Source organism: Pseudomonas pohangensis (genome assembly GCF_900105995.1).
Taxonomy (GTDB): domain Bacteria; phylum Pseudomonadota; class Gammaproteobacteria; order Pseudomonadales; family Pseudomonadaceae; genus Aquipseudomonas; species Aquipseudomonas pohangensis.
Genome location: NZ_LT629785.1, coordinates 424,690 through 445,235 on the forward strand (window position 1 = coordinate 424,690; position 20,546 = coordinate 445,235).

Sequence of the window (20,546 nt, forward strand, 5' to 3'; positions counted from 1 at the left end):
CGGTGCGGAGGCTCACGGGAGTGCCGGCGTCTATAGACGGAACTCTTGTCCGAGATAGACATCCTTGACCAGCTGATCGGCAAGAATGCTTTCTGCGTCACCTTCGGCGATCAGCTGGCCGTCGTTGACGATGTAGGCAATCTCGCAGATGTCCAGGGTGTCTCGGACATTGTGGTCGGTGATCAATACACCAATGCCCTTGGCTTTGAGGTGGTGAATGATCTGTTTGATGTCGCCTACCGAGATCGGATCGACACCGGCAAAAGGCTCATCCAGCAGTATGAACTTGGGCGAGGTAGCCAGCGCCCGGGCAATTTCCGCCCGCCGCCGCTCGCCTCCGGACAGACTCATGCCCAGAGTGTCGCGAATATGGTGAATGTGGAATTCTTCAAGCAGGTTTTCCAGTGCCAGTTGGCGGCCGGCGCGATCCAGATCCTTGCGCGTTTCAAGGATGCTCATGATGTTGTCGGCCACGCTCAGCTTGCGGAAGATCGAGGCTTCCTGGGGCAGATAGCCGACCCCGGCCCGTGCACGACCATGCATCGGCAGGTGGCTGATATTCAGGTCGTCAATCAATACCCGGCCCTGATCCGCCTGAACCAGGCCGACAATCATGTAAAAGCAGGTGGTTTTACCGGCACCGTTGGGTCCGAGCAGTCCGACGATCTGGCCGCTGTCGATTGACAGGCTGACATCGCGCACAACCTGGCGGCCCTTATAGCTTTTTGCCAGATGCTGGGCTTTCAGAGTAGCCATTACGGTGCCTTCTGTTCCGGTTTTTTCTTGGGCAGGATAACCATGTCGATACGTGGTTGCGGCGTGCTGATCGAGGTCTTCCCGGCTCTGCCGGCGTTGACGATCTGGCGCCTGGTGTCATAGACAATCTTTTCGCCCTTGAAGGTGTTGCCTTCCTGAATGACTTTCGCCTGATCAATCAGCACGATGCGTTCAGTCGGCGCGAAATACTGGATGGTCTTGCCGTATGCCTTGACCAGGGACTTGTCTGTTTCCGGCTGCTGCTCGTAATAGGCGGGCTCGCCAACGGCGGTAAATACATCGATATCACCCTGTTTGTTCTGGGTGATGGTGACCTGATTGCCGGTGATTTTCAGGGTGCCCTGGGTAATTACCACCGAGCCCCGGTAGATCGCCACGCCCTGCTTGTCGTCGAGCTCTGCGCTGTCGGCCTGCACCCGGATCGGCTGATCCCGGTCGCTAGGTAACGCCATTGCCAGACTGCTGAACATACTGCCCAGGCCAATGAGTGCTAAGGGGAGAAATTTAACGAACCTCATGCTGGCCTCTTACATTGGAGAGCAGGAGCATCCTGCCTTCATTCAGATACGCTTTCATGCCATTGGCCGTGGTCACACCATTGGCGGCTTCGATTTTAACGGCCTGACTGGTCTCGGCATATTCTTTGTCAGGAAATACGGTCATGCGGCTGCTGGTCAGCAGGGTTTTACGATTTTTGGCATCGGTGCGCTGCACCCTGACGTCGTCAATCAACTCTACCTGTTCCCCTGAAGGCGCCACTTCGCCCCGCTTGCTTTGCACATGCCATGGTGGCTCGTCTGCGCGATACACGAGCAGATCAGGCAGATCCAGCAAGGTGATGTCGGTTGCCTTGACGTGCTCAAGCTTGCTGGCGGTTATCCGGTAGGACAGGGTGCCGTCAGCTTTGAATTGCCGAGTGTGCGGATTGTCGACGAAAAAGTCGATGGAAGTGTCGGGGGTGGTATCCATTTGTATTTCGTCGAAACTTTCCGGACGCACGTTCCAGTAGCCAAGCGCAATCAGCAATGCTGCGATGGGCAGGAAGATCAGGGCTTGGCGAAAGCGGTTCGACATAATCAGGGTGGCTCTACAGGTAGGCGGCTTGCGCGTGATCAAGATTACCTTGTGCGCGCATGATCAGCTCGCAAAATTCTCGTGCTGCTCCTTCGCCGCCGCGCGCCAGGGTTACGCCATGGGCGTTATCGCGGACAAAGCGGTCGGCGCTGGCAACCGCCATGCCCAGACCAACCCGGCGCATGACCGGCAGATCCGGCAGGTCATCACCCAGATAGGCGACCTGCGCATAGCTCAGCTGTAGTTTGGCCAGCAGCTCATCCAGTACCACCAGCTTGTCTTCGCGGCCCTGGTACAGGTGCTGGATACCCAGGTTCTGTGCGCGGCGCTCGACCACCGGGGTTTTCCGTCCGGAGATGATTGCGGTACAGACGCCGGAAGCGATGAGCATTTTTATGCCGTGGCCGTCCAGAGTATTGAAGGTCTTGAACTCGCTGCCGTCAGCAAGAAAATACAATTTGCCATCGGTCAGTACGCCATCCACATCAAAAATCGCCAGTTTCACGTCGAGTGCGCGTTGCAGCAGTTGCTCGTGCATTTACATTACTCCGGCGCGAAGCAGGTCGTGCATGTTGAGGGCGCCAACCGGGCGGTCGTCGGCGTCGACGACAACCAGTGAGTTTATTTTGTTGTCTTCCATGATCTTCAGCGCCTCGGCGGCGAGCATCTCGGCGCGGGCAGTTTTGCCGTGGCTGGTCATCACGCTGTCGATGCTGGCGTTGCGTACGTCGATGCCCCGGTCGAGGGTGCGGCGCAGATCGCCATCGGTAAAGACCCCGGCCAGCCGGCCGTCCGCTTCCAGCACAACGGTCATGCCCAGCCCCTTGCGGGTCATCTCCAGCAACGCATCTCGCAGCAAGGTGCCGCGGGCTACTTGTGGCAGGGCATCACCGGCATGCATGACATTTTCCACCTTGAGCAGCAACCTGCGGCCGAGGGCGCCGCCCGGATGGGAAAACGCGAAATCTTCGGCAGTGAAGCCGCGCGCTTCCAGCAGGGCGATTGCCAGCGCATCGCCAAGCACCAGCGAGGCGGTGGTGGACGAGGTGGGTGCAAGATTCAGCGGGCAGGCTTCATGCGCTACCCGTGCATCCAGATTGGCTTGCGCTGCCTGGGCCAGCGGCGAATCCGGATTCCCGGTCATGCTGATTAACTGGATGCCCAGCCGCTTGATCAGCGGCAGCAAGGTGATAATTTCGGCGGTAGAGCCGGAGTTGGATAGCGCCAGCACCACGTCATCGCGGGTAATCATGCCCATGTCGCCGTGACTGGCCTCGGCGGGGTGAACAAAAAAAGCCGGCGTTCCGGTGCTGGCAAGGGTGGCGGCAATCTTGTTGCCGATATGCCCGGATTTGCCCATGCCAACCACCACAACCCTGCCGCGGCACGCCAGCAGTAATTCGCAAGCGCGCACGAAATCGGCGTTGATACGCTCGAACAGCGCTTCAATTGCTTCCAGTTCGAGGCGAACAGTTCGCTGGGCAGACTGAATCAGGGCGGTGGACTGGGTCATGGGAGAGGTGCGCATCAGGTCGAAGACGAAAGATTATAACGGTATTACGCAGATACCTCACGCGCCGGACCGTTGCTGCGTTTTTTTGCTGAACGCTAATCTATGGCCATGCAACGTCCCGGATGTTTTGGGATGCGGCGAGGTCAATGATATATTGCGCCGCTTGTTCGGCGGTCTGGTTGAATTGGGCTGTGCCTTGGCAGAATTGATTCCGGCTGCCGTTCTCAAGGAGTGGAAAGATGAGTGCCGAAAGTGAAAACGCAGTCGAGCTGAGGGGGGTGACCTTCAAGCGCGGTTCGCGTGCCATCTTTGAAAATATCGATATTGTTATTCCGCGGGGCAAGGTTACTGCCATCATGGGCCCCTCGGGTTGCGGGAAAACGACTTTGCTGCGCCTGATCGGCGCGCAATTGATGCCCAGTAGTGGTGGCGTCTGGGTCAATGGCGTGAATTTGCCCGCGCTTTCGCGTATCGAACTTTTCGATATGCGCAAACAGATGGGCGTGCTGTTTCAGAGCGGTGCATTGTTCACGGATCTGGATGTGTTCGAGAACGTGGCCTTTCCTTTGCGCGTGCACACCAAGCTGCCGGAGGAGATCATTCGTGACATCGTTCTGATGAAACTGCAGGCAGTCGGTCTGCGCGGTGCCATTGATCTGATGCCGGATGAGCTTTCCGGAGGCATGAAGCGTCGGGTAGCACTGGCCCGCGCGATTGCACTGGATCCGCAGATACTCATGTATGACGAGCCTTTTGTAGGTCAGGACCCTATCGCCATGGGTGTGCTGGTACGAATGATTCGTCTGCTCAATGATGCGCTGGGCATTACCAGCATCGTGGTCTCCCATGACCTTGCCGAAACGGCGAGCATTGCGGACTACATCTATGTGGTGGGCGATGCCAAGGTGCTGGGCTTTGGCACACCGGATGAACTGATGAATTCGCAGGATCCACAGATCCACCAGTTCATGAAAGGTACCCCCGACGGGCCGGTGCCGTTCCATTTCCCGGCGCCGGATTACCGTAGCGATTTGTTGGGGCAGGGTTGATGCGCAAAACTTCTATCCTCGAAAGGCTGCGCCTGGTTGGCCGCACGGGCATTGATATCGTCGAGTCCCTGGGCCGCTCGGGCATATTCCTGCTGCGTGCCTTGCTGGGGCGTGGCGGTCTGGGTAACGGCTTCAATCTGCTGGTAAAACAGTTGTTCTTTGTGGGCGTCCTGTCGCTGCCGATCATCGTGGTGGCCGGCTTGTTCATCGGTATGGTGCTGGCGTTGCAGGGCTACAATATTCTGGTCGATTACGGCTCCGAGCAGGCGGTCGGGCAGATGGTAGCCCTGACTTTGCTGCGGGAACTGGGTCCGGTGGTCACCGGGTTGCTGTTCGCCGGGCGGGCCGGCTCCGCTTTGACTGCGGAAATTGGCAACATGAAGTCAACCGAGCAATTGTCCAGTCTGGAGATGATTGGCGTTGACCCGCTGAAATACATCATCGCGCCGCGCCTGTGGGCGGGCTTTATCTCGATGCCTCTGCTGGCCGCCATTTTCAGCGTTGTCGGGATCTGGGGTGGTGCGATGGTCGCCGTGGACTGGCTGGGCGTCTACGATGGCTCATTCTGGGCAAACATGCAGAACAGCGTCGAATTCACTGAAGATGTGCTTAACGGCATGATCAAGAGTGTGGTTTTTGCCTTTGTGGTGACCTGGATTGCCGTGTTTCAGGGTTACGATTGCGACCCGACCTCGGAAGGCATCAGTCGCGCGACAACCAGAACCGTGGTTTACGCTTCACTGGCCGTATTGGGCCTGGACTTTATTCTCACTGCCTTGATGTTTGGAGATTTTTGATGCAAACCCGCACTCAGGAAATCGGCGTAGGCCTGTTTATCATGGCTGGTTTTTTGGCCTTGCTGCTGTTGGCTTTGCGTGTCAGTGGGCTGACAGTCGGCAGCGCAGACCAGTCGTACAAGGTCTATGCCTACTTCGACAATATTGCCGGGCTGACGGTTCGCGCCAAGGTAACCATGGCCGGGGTGATTATCGGCAAAGTCACGGCTATTGACCTTGACCATGATAGCTATACCGGGCGGGTTACCATGGAGATCAATGACCAGGTAGATAATCTCCCGGAAGATTCCACGGCGTCGGTGCTTACCGCCGGACTGTTGGGCGAGAAGTACATCGGTATCAGTATTGGCGGCGAAGAGGGAACGCTAAAGGATCAGAGCGTGATTAATGACACCCAGTCTGCGCTGGTTCTGGAAGATCTGATCAGCAAGTTCCTGTTGAACTCGGTTAACAAGAGTGAGGAGAAACAGTGATGGTCCTGCAGCGATATCCGCAGATGTTTCAGGTAGTACGCCGGGCGTTTTTCCTGGTCGTGCTGTCCATGTTGTCCGTTTCAGCCATGGCTGCACCTACGGCGGCCGAGGTGGTCAAGCAGACCACCGACGAGCTGTTGGCGGACCTGAAAGCCAACAAGGAGCTGTACAAGACGGATCCGTCCTCTTTCTATGCGGCGCTGGATCGTATTCTCGGTCCGGTAGTCGATCTTGAGGGTATCTCCAAGGGCGTGATGACCGTGAAATTTTCGCGCAAGGCATCTCCCGAGCAAATGCAGCGCTTCGAACAGAACTTCAAGACCAGTCTGATGCGCTTCTATGGCAATGCCCTGCTGGAGTATGACAATCAGGAGATTATCATTGTGCCGGGCACCGGCAGGCAGGAGCCTGGTCGTGAGTCGGTGAATATGGAAGTCAAGGACAGCAAAGGCACGGTTTATCCGCTGTCCTACACCATGGTTGATCTGGACGGCAACTGGCGGATGCGCAACGTCATTATCAATGGCATCAACATCGGTAAATTGTTTCGGGATCAGTTTGCCCAGTCGATGCGTGAGCATGGCAATGATCTGAACCAGGTGATCGATACCTGGGCGGAAACGGTGTCCAAGGCCAAACAGTCAACCAAGGAACCGGCGTGAGTATTGCCGAAATCGCCGAGGTCGGCTCCGGGAAGCTGCGGCTTTCGGGGGTTCTCGATTTTCGCTCCGGGCCGCAGTTGCGGGTGACCGGAAAGAAACTGATTGGTGAAAGTCAGGCCCAGGAACTGCTGCTTGACTGCAGTGCGGTGGAAAAGTCCAGCAGCGTTGGCGTTGCCTTGCTGCTTGCCTTCATGCGCGATGCCGCTGCCGCCGGGAAAACCCTGAGCATGAGCGGGCTACCTTCAGACATGCGACAGATTGCCCAGGTGTCGGGGCTGGAGGAGTTGCTGCCACTACAGGCTTGAGCATATTCGCCGGTCTGGGCGGTTTTTTGTATGATGGCAGCCCTGCTGGCCTCGGCCATGTTTTGAATTTTCAGACTTCAGCGCGATGTTTTTGCTTTGTGCGCCTGTCAATGGCCGATTCAACCAGCCAGCGATAGCACAATTCAGACGTCCCGGTTGAGGCGCTAAACGAGGTTGAGCATGCAGGCGCATGAAGTAAAGGTTCATCTCCAGGAAAAGTTGCCGGGTGTCCAGGTTGAAGTGGAAGGCGAGGGTTGCAACTTTCAGCTCAACCTGATCGACGATACGTTGGCCGGTCTGAGCCCGGTTAAGCGGCAGCAGCTGATTTATGCACACCTGAACGCCTGGATTGCTGATGGCAGCATCCATGCAGTCACCATGAAATTCTTCAGTCGCGCCGCTTGGGCTGAGCGCGGCTGAGCCCACTGGCAGCGAGAAACCATTCCATGGATAAACTGATTATTACCGGCGGCGTTCCCCTTAAAGGTGAAATTCGCATTTCCGGTGCAAAGAATGCCGCATTGCCTATTCTGGCTGCCACGTTGCTGGTTGATCGACCGGTTACGGTCTGTAACCTGCCGCACCTGCATGACATCACCACCATGATCGAGCTGTTCGGGCGCATGGGCGTTGAGCCGGTGATTGACGAAAAACTGAGTGTCGAAGTGGATGCCAGCACCATCAAGACGCTGGTTGCGCCCTATGATCTGGTCAAGACCATGCGTGCATCGATACTGGTGCTGGGTCCTCTGGTAGCACGTTTCGGTGAGGCGGAAGTGGCGCTGCCCGGCGGTTGCGCCATTGGCTCGCGGCCGGTTGACCTGCATATTCGCGGCCTGGAGGCGATGGGCGCGGAAATTACTGTCGAAGAGGGCTACATCAAGGCCAGGGCACCTGAGGGTGGTTTGCGTGGTGCGCATTTCTTCTTTGACGTGATCAGCGTTACCGGCACCGAGAACATCATGATGGCCGCTGCGCTGGCCAAAGGACGCTCGGTACTGGAAAACGCCGCGCGTGAACCGGAAGTGGTCGACCTGGCCAACTTCATCAATTCCATGGGTGGCAAGGTTAGCGGTGCCGGTACCGACACCATCGTGATTGACGGGGTTGAGCGGCTGGGTGGCGGGCGCTACAGCGTGATGCCTGACCGTATTGAAACGGGTACCTATCTGGTTGCCGCTGCCGCCACGGGCGGGCATGTAAAGCTCAAGGATACCGATCCGGCGATTCTTGAAGCGGTGCTGTCCAAGCTGCAGGAAGCCGGCGCTGAAATTACCACCGGCAAGGACTGGATCGAGCTGGATATGAAGGGCAAGCGGCCGAAAGCGGTAAACCTGCGTACTGCGCCCTATCCGGCTTTTCCAACGGATATGCAGGCACAGTTCGTCGCACTCAATGCGATTGCCGAGGGCACCGGCACGGTTATCGAAACCGTCTTCGAAAACCGCTTCATGCACGTATATGAAATGAACCGCATGGGCTCGCAGATTCTCGTTGAGGGCAATACCGCAGTGGTAACCGGTGTGCCTCGCCTGAAGGCTGCGCCGGTGATGGCGACCGATCTGCGCGCTTCGGCAAGTCTGGTTATTGCCGGGCTGGTGGCGGATGGCGATACCCTGATCGACCGCATCTATCACATTGATCGCGGTTACGAGTGCATCGAGGAAAAACTGCAATTGCTGGGCGCCAGGATTCGTCGCGTACCGGGTTAGGTCGTCATTACTGCTGACCAGGCAGTGCAACCAGCCCGCAGGGGCTGGCTCCCGTTAAAGGATATTTTTCAATGCTGACCATTGCCTTGTCCAAAGGCCGGATTCTGGATGACACCCTGCCACTATTGGCAGCTGCGGGCATTGTGCCGACCGAAAATCCGGACAAAAGCCGCAAGCTGATCATCCCCACCACGCTGGACGATGTGCGTCTGCTGATAGTCCGGGCCACCGATGTGCCGACCTATGTAGAGCATGGAGCGGCAGATCTGGGTGTGGCTGGCAAGGATGTGCTGATGGAGTACGGCGCGCAGGGCATTTACGAACCGCTGGATCTGCAGATTGCCCGCTGCAAGCTGATGACCGCCGGTGCTGTGGGTGCATCCGCACCGCGCGGACGCCTGCGCGTGGCCACCAAGTTCGTCAATATCGCCAAACGCTACTATGCCGAGCAAGGGCGTCAGGTCGATATCATCAAGCTGTACGGCTCGATGGAGCTGGCGCCACTGGTAGGCCTGGCGGACAAGATCATCGATGTGGTCGACACCGGTAATACCTTGCGTGCCAATGGCCTGGAGCCGCAGGAATTGATTGCTGAAATCAGCTCCCGGCTGATCGTCAATAAAGCCTCGATGAAAATCCAGCATGGGCGTATCCAGTCGCTGATCGATACCTTGCGCGAGGCAGTCGAGGCGCATCAGCGCTGATTCCCTCACGCGATGATCCTGATCGCGCCAGCCTATCCGTGTCATAGCCAGATTCTCAGGTAGCTGCACGGCAGGCTTGTTACCCTGACAGCGCCTGAGAAGTGTTAACTACGAGAATTGCCATGACAGCACCGAACACTATCCGCCGACTGAACGCCGCCAGCCCGAACTTTGGCGAGCAACTGGACCATCTGCTGAGCTGGGAAAGTGTCTCGGATGACGGGGTCAACCAGCGGGTGCTGGAGATCATTGCCGATGTGCGTACCCGTGGTGATGCCGCGCTGGTGGAGTTGACGCAGCGCTTCGATGCTTTGCAAGTGACCAGCATGGCCGAGCTGATTCTGCCGCGCGAACGTCTGCAGCTGGCCCTGACGCGTATCACGCCCGAGCAGCGCAAGGCGCTGGAAACGGCCGCCGCACGCGTGCGCAGTTATCACGAAAAGCAGAAACAGGATTCCTGGTGTTATACCGAGGCGGATGGCACCCGGCTGGGCCAGCAGGTCACTCCGCTGGATCGGGCCGGCTTGTATGTTCCGGGTGGCAAGGCTACCTATCCCTCTTCGGTGCTGATGAACGCCATTCCGGCCAAGGTTGCAGGAGTTGCCGAGGTAGTGATGGTGGTGCCGACCCCGCGTGGCGAAATCAACGAAATGGTGCTGGCGGCCGCCTGCATTGCCGGTGTCGATCGCGTCTTCACCATCGGTGGGGCGCAGGCCGTGGCCGCCCTGGCCTATGGCACCGAAAGCGTGCCGCCGGTGGACAAGATAGTCGGCCCGGGCAACATCTACGTGGCCACGGCCAAGCGCCATGTGTTCGGCAAGGTCGGCATCGACATGATCGCCGGGCCATCGGAGATTCTGGTGGTCTGTGATGGCCAGACCGATCCGGACTGGATCGCCATGGACCTGTTTTCCCAGGCCGAGCACGATGAGGACGCCCAGTCGATTCTGCTCAGTCCGGACGCGGCTTTTCTGGATGCAGTAGCTGCCAGTATCGACAAGCTGCTGCCAGGCATGGAGCGTGAACCGATTATCCGTACTTCGCTGGCGGCGCGTGGTGCCCTGATCCAGGTTAGCGATATGAATCAGGCGATCGAAGTGGCCAACCGCATCGCACCGGAACACCTGGAACTGTCGGTGGAAAACCCGGAGCAATGGCTGCCACAGATTCGGCATGCCGGGGCCATTTTCATGGGTCGCTACACGGCAGAGGCGTTGGGCGATTACTGCGCCGGGCCGAATCACGTGTTGCCGACTTCGGGCACGGCGCGCTTTTCCTCGCCGCTGGGGGTCTATGACTTCCAGAAGCGTTCGTCGATCATCCATTGTTCTGCGCAGGGCGCTTCGGTGCTGGGCAAAACCGCGTCGGTACTGGCCCGGGGCGAGTCACTGACTGCCCATGCGCGCAGTGCCGAATACCGCATCAAGAACTGATGGCTGTCTGGCAGGGCGGCAAGCACGTCCTCTGTGATATCGAACGAACCCAAGGAGTGAAGGGCAGATGAGCAAATTCTGGAGCCCCTTCGTAAACAACCTGGTGCCCTACGTGCCGGGCGAGCAGCCCAAGCTGAGCAAGCTGGTCAAGCTCAATACCAACGAGAATCCCTACGGCCCTTCGCCCAAGGCGCTGGCGGCGATGCAGGCACAATTGAGTGATGATCTGCGTCTCTACCCCGACCCTAATGGCGAACGCCTGAAACAGGCAGTTGCCGACTATTACAAGGTGCAGCCGGCGCAGGTGTTTGTCGGCAACGGCTCCGACGAGGTGCTGGCGCATGCTTTTCATGCCCTGTTCCAGCACGGCCGTCCATTGCTGTTTCCGGACATCAGTTACAGCTTTTATCCGGTGTATTGCGGCCTGTATGACATTCCGTTCGAGGCGGTGGCGCTGGATGAGCAGTACCGGATTCGTGTGGCGGATTACGCGCGGCCCAATGGCGGTATCGTTTTCCCCAATCCCAATGCCCCGACCGGCTGCCTGCTGGCAACGGAAGCTATCGAGCAATTGCTGCAGGCCAATCCCGACAGCGTAGTGCTGGTGGATGAAGCCTATATCGATTTTGGTGGTGTCAGCGCCATTGCCCTGGTCGAGCGGTATCCGAACCTGCTGGTTACCCAGACCCTGTCCAAGTCGCGTTCGCTGGCCGGTTTGCGGGTTGGCTTTGCAGTCGGCCATGTCGATCTGATCGAGGCGCTGGAACGGATCAAGAACAGCTTCAACTCCTATCCGTTGGACCGCATCGCCATTGCCGGTGCGGCGGCAGCCTTCGAGGATGTGGCGTACTTCAGGCAGACCTGCCAGCAGGTGATCGCCAGCAGGGAGGCTGTGGTGGCCGGGCTCGAGCGGCTGGGTTTCGAAGTCCTGCCTTCGGCGGCGAACTTTGTGTTTGCCCGGCACCCGCAGCACGATGCCGCGCAGCTGGCGGCTGGCTTGCGTGAACAGAGCGTGATCGTCCGCCATTTCAAGCAGGCGCGGATTGCCCAGTTCCTGCGCATCAGTATCGGTTCCGAAGTGCAGAATCAGGCCCTGCTGAATGCCCTTGAGCAGCTCGTCTGATTACGCTCTGAGCGCCGTACCGATCTAGTCGGCGGCGCTTTCCTTGGCTTGTGGTGTTGGCCGCAAGCCAACTTCCGCCTGCATCTCGAGTGTCTGACCGCGCCGCAGTACCTGAATCTTGACACTGTCGCCCGGTCGTTTACGGGCGACCTGATTCATTGAGCGGCGGCCATTACTGGCAGGTTCGCCATCTATGCTGAGAATTACATCGCCCGGCTGCAGCCCCGCCATGTACCCGGGGCCATTGCGGTAGAGACCGGCAACGATGATGCCGGGGCGGCCTTCCATGCCGAACGACTCGGCCAGTTCGGGTGTAAGCGGTTGTATCTCGATGCCCAGCCAGCCGCGAATCACCCGGCCTTGCTGGATGATGGCGCGCATCACTTCCATGGCCAGCTTGGTCGGTATGGCGAAACCAATACCTTGAGAACCACCGGATCTGGAGAAAATCGCGGTGTTGATGCCCAGCAGCGTGCCGTAGGTATCCACCAGTGCTCCTCCGGAGTTGCCGGGATTAATCGCAGCATCGGTCTGGATGAAATCTTCGTAGGTGTTGATCCCCAGCTGGTTGCGTCCGGTTGCGCTGATGATGCCCATGGTCACGGTCTGGCCGACACCAAAGGGGTTACCGATGGCCAGGGCGACATCACCGATGCGAATCTGCTCGGAGCGACCGAGGGTGATTACCGGAAGATTCGGCAGATCGATCTTCAAAACGGCCAGATCGGTTTCCGGGTCAGTGCCGACCACTTGAGCCAGGGTTTCGCGCCCGTCCTTGAGTGCCACGACAATCTGGTCGGCGCCTTCAATCACATGATTGTTGGTCAGCAGGTAACCTTCCGGGCTGATGATGACCCCGGAGCCCAGACTGGACTCCATGCGATGCTGCTTGTGCACGTCATCACTGTATAGGCCCCGGTTGGTTGGTGGCTGCTGTGCCGCCTTGCTGACCAGCTTGGTACTGTAGAGGTTGACCACTGCCGGGGCAGCACTGCTCACCGCATCGGCATAGGAAGCCTGCCCCTGATTGGCAGACTTGGTCGGTCGAACCTGTTGTAGATGTACTGCCTGCTCGGGCAGGCCGACCCATTGCGGGTAGCGCTGGATGATCAGTAGTGCCAGCAGAGTGCCGACCAACAGGGGCCAGCCGAGAAATCGCACAGCCTTGAGCATTGAGAGCAAATCCAGAGGGTTGCCGGAGCGCCGCGCGCGCCTTTAAGGTGGCTTTATTATACGGGGCTGCCCGGCAAATGGCAGTCGATCCTGTCGCGTGGAGAAGCAGCATGGCTATTGCACTGACCAGTCTGGTCGAAGAAGCAAATCGATACCTGAACGTAACGGCAATCAGTGATTATTGTCCCAATGGCCTGCAGGTCGAGGGTCGGCCGCAGGTGCAGCGTATTGTCAGCGGTGTGACGGCCAGTCAGGCCTTGCTTGATGCTGCCGTCGAGGCGCGGGCGGATGTGCTGCTGGTGCACCACGGCTATTTCTGGAAGGGCGAGGATGCCTGCATCACCGGGATCAAACAGCGCCGGCTGAAAACCTTGCTGGCGAACGATATCAGTCTGCTGGCTTATCACCTGCCGCTGGATGTGCATCCGCAGGTCGGCAACAACGTACAGCTGGCCATGCAGCTTGGCATCGACGTTGAAGGGGAGCTTGAGCCGGGCAATCCGCGCACTGTGGGCCTGCTTGGCGTGCTGGCGCAGCCCTTGCGGCTCGACGCATTTGCACGTCGCGTGGAGCAGGTGCTTGGCCGCCAGCCGCTGGTGGTGGAAGGGCCGGAAGTGATCCGGCGGATTGGCTGGTGCACGGGGGGCGGACAAGGCTTCATCGATAAGGCAATTGCTGCGGGCGCGGATCTGTATCTGACCGGCGAAGCGTCCGAGCAGACTTTCCACAGTGCGCAGGAAAACGGCATTGCCTTCATGGCGGCCGGCCATCACGCCACCGAGCGCTATGGCGTGCAGGCCCTGGGTGAATACCTGGCCCGGCGCTTTGCGCTGGAGCACCTGTTTATCGACTGCCCGAACCCGATTTGACCGGCATATAAACAGATTGTTTTGTTCTAAGCGGCGGCCTGATTAGAAGATGCTGCTGTGCTAAAGTTCGCCCTCTTCAGCGGCCGGCCGGCCGTCATTCAGCTTCTGTGTGAGTAACCATGATCGAAAAACTGACGCACCTCAAAGAGCTTGAGGCGGAAAGTATCCATATCATTCGTGAGGTGGCCGCCGAATTCGATAACCCGGTGATGCTCTATTCCATCGGTAAAGACTCTGCGGTCATGCTGCATCTGGCGCGCAAGGCGTTTTTCCCCGGCAAGTTGCCGTTTCCGGTGATGCACGTCGATACGCGCTGGAAGTTTCAGGAGATGTACCGCTTCCGCAGCAAGATGGTCGATGAGTACGGTCTGGATCTGATCACTCACACCAACCCTGATGGCGTGGCGCAGGACATGAACCCCTTCACCTACGGCAGTGCCAAACACACCGACGTGATGAAAACCGAGGGGCTGAAGCAGGCGCTGGACCAGTACGGATTCGATGCCGCCTTCGGTGGCGCGCGCCGTGACGAAGAAAAATCCCGCGCCAAGGAGCGGGTGTATTCCTTCCGCGACAGCAAGCACCGCTGGGACCCGAAGAATCAGCGCCCCGAGCTGTGGAACGTCTACAATGGCAAGGTGAAGAAGGGCGAGTCGATCCGCGTGTTTCCGCTGTCCAACTGGACCGAGCTGGATATCTGGCAATACATCTATCTGGAAAGCATTCCGATTGTGCCGCTGTACTTCGCCGCCGAGCGCGAAGTGATCGAGATGAACGGCGCGCTGATCATGATCGACGACGAGCGCATCCTCGAACACCTCACCCCGGAGCAGAAAGCCAGCATCCATAAAAAAATGGTGCGCTTCCGTACCCTGGGCTGCTACCCCTTGACCGGCGCGGTGGAGTCTACGGCCACCAGTTTGCCGGAAATCATTCAGGAAATGCTGTTAGCCAAGACCTCTGAGCGTCAGGGCCGGGTCATCGATCATGACTCCGCCGGCTCGATGGAAGAGAAGAAACGTCAGGGGTACTTTTAATATGTCGCACCAATCCGAATTGATCAGCGAGGACATCCTCGCCTACCTGGCCCAGCACGAACGTAAAGAGCTGCTGCGTTTTCTCACCTGCGGCAATGTGGACGACGGCAAGAGCACCCTGATTGGCCGCCTGCTGCATGACTCCAAGATGATCTACGAAGACCACCTGGACGCCATCACCAAAGACTCGAAAAAAGTCGGCACCACCGGCGAAGAGGTCGATCTGGCGCTGCTGGTCGACGGCCTGCAGGCAGAGCGCGAGCAAGGCATCACCATTGATGTGGCCTACCGCTATTTCAGCACCACCAAGCGCAAGTTCATCATCGCCGACACCCCCGGCCATGAGCAGTACACCCGCAACATGGCCACCGGTGCATCGAACTGCGACCTGGCGATCATTCTGATCGACGCCCGTTACGGCGTGCAGACCCAGACCAAGCGTCACAGCTTTATTGCCTCGTTGCTGGGCATCAAGCACATCGTCATCGCCGTAAACAAGATGGACCTGAAAGACTTCGATCAGGGCGTGTTCGAGCAAATCAGGGCCGACTACCTGAAGTTTGTCGAAGGCATCGCGTTCAAGCCCAGTTCCATGCACTTCGTTCCCATGTCGGCGCTCAAGGGCGATAACGTGGTCAACAAGAGCGAGCGCTCGCCCTGGTACAGCGGTCAGTCGCTGATGGAGATTCTTGAGACCGTGGAAGTGGCGGGTGACCGCAACTTCAACGATATGCGCTTCCCGGTGCAGTACGTGAATCGCCCCAACCTGAACTTCCGCGGTTTCGCCGGCACACTCGCCAGCGGCATCGTGCACAAGGGCGATGAAGTGGTGGTGTTGCCGTCCGGCAAGGGCAGCAAGGTCAAATCCATCGTCACCTTCGAGGGCGAGCTGGAGCAGGCCGGCCCGGGCCAGGCCATCACCCTGACCCTGGAAGACGAAATCGACGTGTCGCGCGGCGACATGCTGGTGCATGCCGATAACCGCCCGCAGGTGGCCGACAGTTTCGATGCCATGCTGGTGTGGATGGCCGAAGAGCCGATGCTGCCGGGCAAGAAGTACGACTTCAAACGCGCCACCAGCTATGTGCCGGGTTCGATCCCGAGCATTGTTAACCGGGTGGACGTAAATACCCTGGAGGAAGGCGCCGCGAGTAGTTTGCAGCTCAATGAGATCGGCCGGGTCAAGGTGGCGCTGGATGCCCCTGTTGCGCTGGATGGTTACGCGCATAACCGCACGACCGGTGCCTTCATCGTCATCGATCGTTTGACCAATGGCACCGTGGGCGCCGGCATGATCATCGCTGACCCGCTCGGTAGCAAAACGACCAGCGCACACCATGGCAAGCTGGCCCACGTAGCAACCGAAGAACGTGCTGCGCGCTTTGGTCAGCAGCCGGCCACTGTGCTGTTCAGCGGCCTGTCCGGTGCAGGCAAAAGCACCCTGGCCTATGCGGTGGAACGCAAGCTGTTTGATATGGGGCGTGCGGTGTATGTACTGGACGGCCAGAACCTGCGTCACGAGCTGACCAAGGGCTTGCCGCAGGACCGTGCCGGGCGAGCCGAGAACTGGCGGCGTGCGGCGCAGGTGGCCCATCAGTTCAATCAGGCAGGTTTGCTCACTCTGGCAGCTTTTGTCGCCCCGGATGCCGAAGGCCGCGAACAGGCCAAGGCGATCATCGGTGCCGAGCGCTTGCTCACGGTCTATGTACAGGCGTCACCGCAAGCCTGTCGCGAACGCGATCCACAGGGGCTGTACGCGTCTGGCAAGGACATCATCCCGGGTGAGTCGTTTGCCTATGACATTCCGCTGGATGCCGATCTGGTGATCGATACCCAGAGTCTGTCGCTGGAAGAGGGCGTCAAGCAGGTGTTGGGCTTGCTGCGCGAGCGCGGACTGATCTGACTGCTGTTGAGTATGCTTGAAACGACAAAGCCCCATTTCGGGGCTTTGTCGTTTCAAGGGAAAACTGAGCGCGGAATCAGCTCACTTCTTGCTTTTAATGCCAAAGCTTTCGTCCAGCGTTCCGGGCTGATCTTTATCTTTCGGTGCGTAGTCCCTGGGCGGCTCATTGCTCTTTGGCGGGGATAGCCGCTCACGGTTGCTGGCGGGTGTCGCATCAACCCGTAATGAATCCAGAAGGCGTTCGCGAGTGAGTTCGTCGAGCGCCAGTTGATCCGCACCAAAGGCGAGATGCTGTTGAACATCCTGATAGCTTTGGGTGAGTCTGTTGACCAGAGTGGCAGTGGTGCTGAAGTGGGAAACAACATTGGTCTGGTAGTCGTCGAAGCGCTGTTGCAGTTCATCCAGGCGTTGCTGGGTTCGTTCCGGATTGCTTGCCGTCACCTGTCGCGAGATGAAATATCCAATGATTGCCCCGACCACCAGGGCCAGACCCAACAGCAACCAGATGTTGTATGACTGTTCCACGTATTCTTCCTCTCTAGGCAGCTTTGCTTTACGTTAGCGCCTGAACCCTGCGCTGTATACCGCGACGCAAGTCCAATTGCGCCAATCCATGACATTTTGCCCTGAACAAAGGGCGCGGAGCCGGTTTTGTCTTTTCAAGAAGTAGCACTTTTGCTGGATGGTCCAAGCGGCTCTCTGGAAGCACGTTACCAGAATAATCCGCAGGCCACAGGGCTGGCCCTGCTGTGTCATCCCAACCCGGCACAGGGTGGCAGTATGCTCAACAAGGTGGTTTCAACCCTGCAAAGGGCGGCCCGGGATGCCAACTACAGCACCCTGCGCTTCAATTATCGAGGCGTGGGCGCCAGTGCCGGAGCGCACTGCCTGAACGAAGGGGAGGTGGATGATGCCGAAGCCGCTCTGGCGTGGCTCTGTGCACAACATCCCGGGCTGCCGGTAACCCTGCTGGGATTTTCCTTTGGCGGCTACGTGGCGGCCAGCCTGACGGCGCGACTGGCGGCGCAGGGACAGAGTGTGCAACACCTGGTGCTGGTTGCGCCGGCAGTGTCGCGGCTACCAGTGGGGCTTGAGTTCTTGCCGCATACTCGTCTGACGTTGATACAGCCCGAGTGCGATGAGGTCATCGAAGCCGAACAGGTGTATGCCTGGTCTGCTGACTTGAAGGGTGACCATGAGTTGCTGAAAGTGGCAGAATGCGGCCACTTTTTTCACGGCAAGCTGGTTGAACTAAAAGAGCTTGTTCTGCCGCGTCTGTGATTACCCGGCGATCGAATATAAATCCTGCAACCGGTACGGCAAGCGGCTGAGCCCCGGCAATGACTTGGCTGACGAAGTGTGGCGGGATTTGATACTGGCTCAACAAAAGCGAATCTAGACATGACCACCCGAATCCTTACCGGCATCACCACCACAGGTACACCGCACCTTGGCAACTACGCCGGCGCCATTCGTCCGGCCATCATCGCCAGCCGCGATGCCGGCGCGGAGTCCTATTATTTTCTGGCGGATTACCATGCGCTGATCAAGTGTGACGATCCGCAGCGTATCCAGCGTTCGCGTATGGAGATTGCTGCGACCTGGCTGGCCTGCGGTCTGGATGTCAATCGGGCAACTTTCTACCGGCAATCCGATATTCCGGAAATTCCCGAGCTCACCTGGCTGCTTACCTGCGTAGCCGGCAAGGGCTTGTTGAATCGTGCCCACGCCTACAAGGCATCGGTAGACAAGAATCTTGCCGATGGCGAAGACCCGGATGCCGGTATCACCATGGGGCTGTTCAGTTACCCGGTGCTGATGGCTGCCGACATCCTGATGTTCAACGCTCACAAGGTGCCGGTCGGGCGTGACCAGATCCAGCACGTGGAAATGGCGCGAGATATCGGTCAACGCTTCAACCACCTGTTCGGCCAGGGCAAGGAACTGTTTACCTTGCCCGAAGCGGTGGTTGAGGAGGGTGTGGCAACCCTGCCCGGTCTCGACGGGCGCAAGATGTCGAAAAGTTACGACAACACCATTCCGTTGTTCGGTTCTGCCCGGCAATTGAAAGATGCGATTGCACGCATTGTTACCGATTCCCGCCTGCCCGGTGAGGCCAAGAACCCGGACGATTCCCATCTGTTTACCCTTTACCAGGCCTTTGCCAGTGCTGCGCAGCAGGCCGAGTTTCGTGCCGATCTGCTGGCCGGCCTGGGCTGGGGCGAGGCCAAGCAACGGCTGTTCCAGCTGCTTGATGCAGAGCTGGGAGAGGCTCGAGAACGCTATCACGCACTGCTCGGTCAGCCGGCAGAGCTGGAAGATATCCTGCTCCAGGGGGCTGCCAAGGCGCGCAAAGTCGCAACACCTTTCCTTGCCGAATTGCGCGAGGCGGTAGGTTTGCGTTCGTTCCGCAGTCACCTGCAAGAGGGCGCAGCAGGCAAGAAGAAGGCGGTGAAGAGCGCGCGTTTCGTCAGTTTTCGTGAAGACGATGGCAGTTTCCGCTTTCGCTTGCTGGACGCCGAAGGGGAGCAGCTGCTGTTGTCCGAGCCATTTGCCGATGGCAAGACGGTGGGGCAGGTCAGCAAGCGTCTGCAGTCGGGCGCGGAACTGGATGTGCGCCTGCAAGACGGGGGATTCAGCCTGTGTCTGGATGATGCCTGTGTTGCCACTAGCCCGGCATATGCCGACGAGCAGGCGTGTCAGCAAGCCATCAGCCGTCTGCGCGAAGCGCTGGCACCACAGGACTGAGTCAGGCGCGGGTTAAACTTGTAGCTAATTGCCAAGCGGCAGGGGCGCCGTTAAAGTGTGCGCCCCTGCTGTTACCGAATTACCCAAGATGACGGTGCTAACCCTTTATCAAGCCGACCTTCAACGGCCGGATTTTTTCCGCGATGCGGCGCAGGAAAACGCTGTTCATCACTTGCAGCGACTTTATGACGACCTGGTGAAACAGTCACAAGGTGGTCCCGGTGTGTTGCTCAGGAAGGTGTTTGGCAAAAAGCAGAGCGGGCCAATCAAGGGCCTGTATTTCTGGGGCGGAGTTGGTCGCGGCAAGACCTACCTGGTTGATACCTTTTTCGATGCCCTGCCGTTCCCGCAAAAGATGCGCACGCACTTTCATCGCTTCATGAAGCGTGTGCATGAGGAGATGAAAACTCTGGGGGGCGAGAAAAACCCGTTGGTGATCATCGCCAAGCGCTTTGCTGCCGAGGCGCGGGTTATCTGTTTTGACGAGTTCTTCGTGTCGGATATTACCGATGCCATGATTCTCGCTACCTTGCTCGATGAGCTGTTCAAAAATGGCGTAACACTGGTGGCGACATCGAATATCGTGCCAGACGGTTTGTACCGCGACGGCTTGCAGCGGGCGCGTTTCCTGCCGGCAATCGAGCTGCTCAAGCAGCATACCGAAGTGGTCAATGTGGATAGCGGAGTGGATTACCGCCTGCGGGCACTGGAGCAGGCCGAGTTGTATCACTGGCCGCTGGATGCAGAAGCAGAACTCAGCCTGGAGAAAAGTTTTCGCAGCCTGTTGCCGGAGCACTGCGAGGTTCAGGAAAACGAAACCTTGCTGATCGAAAATCGTCAGATTCTTGCGCGCAAGGTCGGTGATGACGTGGCCTGGTTTGATTTTCGCGCGTTGTGCGATGGGCCGCGCAGCCAGAATGACTATATTGAACTGGGCAAGTTGTTCCATGCCGTACTGATCGCCAATGTCGAACAGATGGATGCCGGCAGGGACGATATGGCGCGGCGTTTCGTCAATCTGGTCGACGAATTCTACGACCGTAACGTAAAGCTGATTCTTTCTGCCGAAGTGGCCTTGCAGTCACTTTATTCCGGCGGGCGTCTGCAGTTCGAGTTCCAGCGCACGCTCAGTCGCCTGCTGGAAATGCAATCGCACGAATTCCTCTCGCGCCCGCACAAACCCTGAGGGGTGTT

General features: G+C 58.3%; 23 protein-coding genes. 16 read left to right on the plus strand and 7 right to left on the minus strand.

Translation table 11 applies throughout. The features are described from left to right. Positions 1 to 30 precede the first annotated feature (30 nt). Genes lptB through BLT89_RS02075 form a run of 5 tightly spaced genes read right to left on the minus strand, consistent with a single transcriptional unit; the run spans position 31 to position 3,364 of the window. Positions 31 to 756 carry an LPS export ABC transporter ATP-binding protein gene (lptB, locus tag BLT89_RS02055; protein ID WP_090192853.1) on the minus strand — a complete coding sequence of 242 codons (726 nt, stop codon included), beginning with the start codon at positions 754 to 756 and terminating at the stop codon, positions 31 to 33. Continuing rightward, positions 756 to 1,295: a lipopolysaccharide transport periplasmic protein LptA gene (gene lptA / locus BLT89_RS02060; RefSeq protein WP_090192854.1), complete on the minus strand. Its 540-nt coding sequence runs from the start codon at positions 1,293 to 1,295 to the stop codon at positions 756 to 758. The genes lptB and lptA overlap by 1 nt, the downstream gene beginning before the upstream one ends. Continuing rightward, positions 1,282 to 1,851 carry an LPS export ABC transporter periplasmic protein LptC gene (lptC, locus tag BLT89_RS02065; RefSeq protein WP_090192855.1) on the minus strand — a complete coding sequence of 190 codons (570 nt, stop codon included), beginning with the start codon at positions 1,849 to 1,851 and terminating at the stop codon, positions 1,282 to 1,284. Before lptC ends, lptA begins: the two co-directional genes overlap by 14 nt. Positions 1,852 to 1,864: 13 nt before the next feature. Further along, positions 1,865 to 2,389: a KdsC family phosphatase gene (locus BLT89_RS02070; protein WP_090192856.1), complete on the minus strand. Its 525-nt coding sequence runs from the start codon at positions 2,387 to 2,389 to the stop codon at positions 1,865 to 1,867. Continuing rightward, positions 2,390 to 3,364: a KpsF/GutQ family sugar-phosphate isomerase gene (locus BLT89_RS02075; protein WP_090192857.1), complete on the minus strand. Its 975-nt coding sequence runs from the start codon at positions 3,362 to 3,364 to the stop codon at positions 2,390 to 2,392. A gap of 239 nt (positions 3,365 to 3,603) precedes the next feature. Between BLT89_RS02075 and BLT89_RS02080 the strand changes: the two genes are divergently transcribed. The 10 genes from BLT89_RS02080 (at position 3,604) to hisC (ending at position 11,622) form a co-directional block, all read left to right on the plus strand. Continuing rightward, a complete protein-coding gene (locus tag BLT89_RS02080; RefSeq protein WP_090192858.1) occupies positions 3,604 to 4,413 on the plus strand; it encodes an ATP-binding cassette domain-containing protein in 810 nt (269 codons plus the stop codon). After that, complete coding sequence (mlaE, locus tag BLT89_RS02085) at positions 4,413 to 5,210, plus strand: lipid asymmetry maintenance ABC transporter permease subunit MlaE (RefSeq protein ID WP_090192859.1); 798 nt, start codon at positions 4,413 to 4,415, stop codon at positions 5,208 to 5,210. Before BLT89_RS02080 ends, mlaE begins: the two co-directional genes overlap by 1 nt. Further along, positions 5,210 to 5,683, plus strand: a complete 474-nt coding sequence (gene mlaD / locus BLT89_RS02090) for an outer membrane lipid asymmetry maintenance protein MlaD (protein WP_090192860.1) — start codon at positions 5,210 to 5,212, stop codon at positions 5,681 to 5,683. Before mlaE ends, mlaD begins: the two co-directional genes overlap by 1 nt. A gap of 23 nt (positions 5,684 to 5,706) precedes the next feature. Beyond that, entirely contained in the window at positions 5,707 to 6,345 is a 639-nt protein-coding gene (locus tag BLT89_RS02095; RefSeq protein ID WP_090198605.1) for an MlaC/ttg2D family ABC transporter substrate-binding protein, read from the plus strand. Then, the gene (locus BLT89_RS02100; RefSeq protein ID WP_090192861.1) at positions 6,342 to 6,650 is read left to right on the plus strand and encodes an STAS domain-containing protein; all 309 of its coding nucleotides are present in this window, start codon (positions 6,342 to 6,344) and stop codon (positions 6,648 to 6,650) included. The genes BLT89_RS02095 and BLT89_RS02100 overlap by 4 nt, the downstream gene beginning before the upstream one ends. Before the next feature lie 180 nt (positions 6,651 to 6,830). Continuing rightward, on the plus strand, positions 6,831 to 7,070 hold the full coding sequence (locus BLT89_RS02105) for a BolA family protein (protein WP_090192862.1): 240 nt from the start codon (positions 6,831 to 6,833) through the stop codon (positions 7,068 to 7,070). A 26-nt stretch (positions 7,071 to 7,096) separates the two neighbouring features. Beyond that, the gene (gene murA / locus BLT89_RS02110; protein ID WP_090192863.1) at positions 7,097 to 8,362 is read left to right on the plus strand and encodes a UDP-N-acetylglucosamine 1-carboxyvinyltransferase; all 1,266 of its coding nucleotides are present in this window, start codon (positions 7,097 to 7,099) and stop codon (positions 8,360 to 8,362) included. Between the two features lie 71 nt (positions 8,363 to 8,433). Continuing rightward, entirely contained in the window at positions 8,434 to 9,066 is a 633-nt protein-coding gene (hisG, locus tag BLT89_RS02115; protein ID WP_090192864.1) for an ATP phosphoribosyltransferase, read from the plus strand. A gap of 122 nt (positions 9,067 to 9,188) precedes the next feature. Continuing rightward, entirely contained in the window at positions 9,189 to 10,499 is a 1,311-nt protein-coding gene (gene hisD / locus BLT89_RS02120) for a histidinol dehydrogenase (RefSeq protein ID WP_090192865.1), read from the plus strand. 67 nt (positions 10,500 to 10,566) lie between these two features. Continuing rightward, the gene (hisC, locus tag BLT89_RS02125) at positions 10,567 to 11,622 is read left to right on the plus strand and encodes a histidinol-phosphate transaminase (protein ID WP_090192866.1); all 1,056 of its coding nucleotides are present in this window, start codon (positions 10,567 to 10,569) and stop codon (positions 11,620 to 11,622) included. A 24-nt stretch (positions 11,623 to 11,646) separates the two neighbouring features. On the opposite strand, the gene BLT89_RS02130 is transcribed toward hisC, so the two are convergent. After that, on the minus strand, positions 11,647 to 12,795 hold the full coding sequence (locus BLT89_RS02130) for a S1C family serine protease (RefSeq protein ID WP_090192867.1): 1,149 nt from the start codon (positions 12,793 to 12,795) through the stop codon (positions 11,647 to 11,649). A gap of 110 nt (positions 12,796 to 12,905) precedes the next feature. Between BLT89_RS02130 and BLT89_RS02135 the strand changes: the two genes are divergently transcribed. The 3 genes from BLT89_RS02135 to cysN all read left to right on the plus strand — a co-directional run bounded on the left by BLT89_RS02135 (position 12,906) and on the right by cysN (position 16,604). Next, positions 12,906 to 13,664 carry a Nif3-like dinuclear metal center hexameric protein gene (locus BLT89_RS02135; protein WP_090192868.1) on the plus strand — a complete coding sequence of 253 codons (759 nt, stop codon included), beginning with the start codon at positions 12,906 to 12,908 and terminating at the stop codon, positions 13,662 to 13,664. Positions 13,665 to 13,783: 119 nt separating this feature from the next. Continuing rightward, positions 13,784 to 14,701 carry a sulfate adenylyltransferase subunit CysD gene (cysD, locus tag BLT89_RS02140; protein WP_090192869.1) on the plus strand — a complete coding sequence of 306 codons (918 nt, stop codon included), beginning with the start codon at positions 13,784 to 13,786 and terminating at the stop codon, positions 14,699 to 14,701. A 1-nt stretch (position 14,702) separates the two neighbouring features. Then, complete coding sequence (gene cysN, locus BLT89_RS02145; RefSeq protein ID WP_090192870.1) at positions 14,703 to 16,604, plus strand: sulfate adenylyltransferase subunit CysN; 1,902 nt, start codon at positions 14,703 to 14,705, stop codon at positions 16,602 to 16,604. An 81-nt stretch (positions 16,605 to 16,685) separates the two neighbouring features. On the opposite strand, the gene BLT89_RS02150 is transcribed toward cysN, so the two are convergent. Beyond that, complete coding sequence (locus BLT89_RS02150; RefSeq protein ID WP_090192871.1) at positions 16,686 to 17,129, minus strand: YhcB family protein; 444 nt, start codon at positions 17,127 to 17,129, stop codon at positions 16,686 to 16,688. 126 nt (positions 17,130 to 17,255) lie between these two features. Here BLT89_RS02150 and BLT89_RS02155 point away from each other — a divergent pair, with 126 nt between their 5' ends. The 3 genes from BLT89_RS02155 to zapE all read left to right on the plus strand — a co-directional run bounded on the left by BLT89_RS02155 (position 17,256) and on the right by zapE (position 20,538). Continuing rightward, complete coding sequence (locus BLT89_RS02155) at positions 17,256 to 17,885, plus strand: alpha/beta hydrolase (protein WP_090192872.1); 630 nt, start codon at positions 17,256 to 17,258, stop codon at positions 17,883 to 17,885. Between the two features lie 120 nt (positions 17,886 to 18,005). After that, the gene (locus BLT89_RS02160) at positions 18,006 to 19,352 is read left to right on the plus strand and encodes a tryptophan--tRNA ligase (RefSeq protein WP_090192873.1); all 1,347 of its coding nucleotides are present in this window, start codon (positions 18,006 to 18,008) and stop codon (positions 19,350 to 19,352) included. Positions 19,353 to 19,440: 88 nt separating this feature from the next. Then, the gene (gene zapE / locus BLT89_RS02165; protein WP_090192874.1) at positions 19,441 to 20,538 is read left to right on the plus strand and encodes a cell division protein ZapE; all 1,098 of its coding nucleotides are present in this window, start codon (positions 19,441 to 19,443) and stop codon (positions 20,536 to 20,538) included. The last annotated feature ends 8 nt before the right edge of the window (positions 20,539 to 20,546 follow it).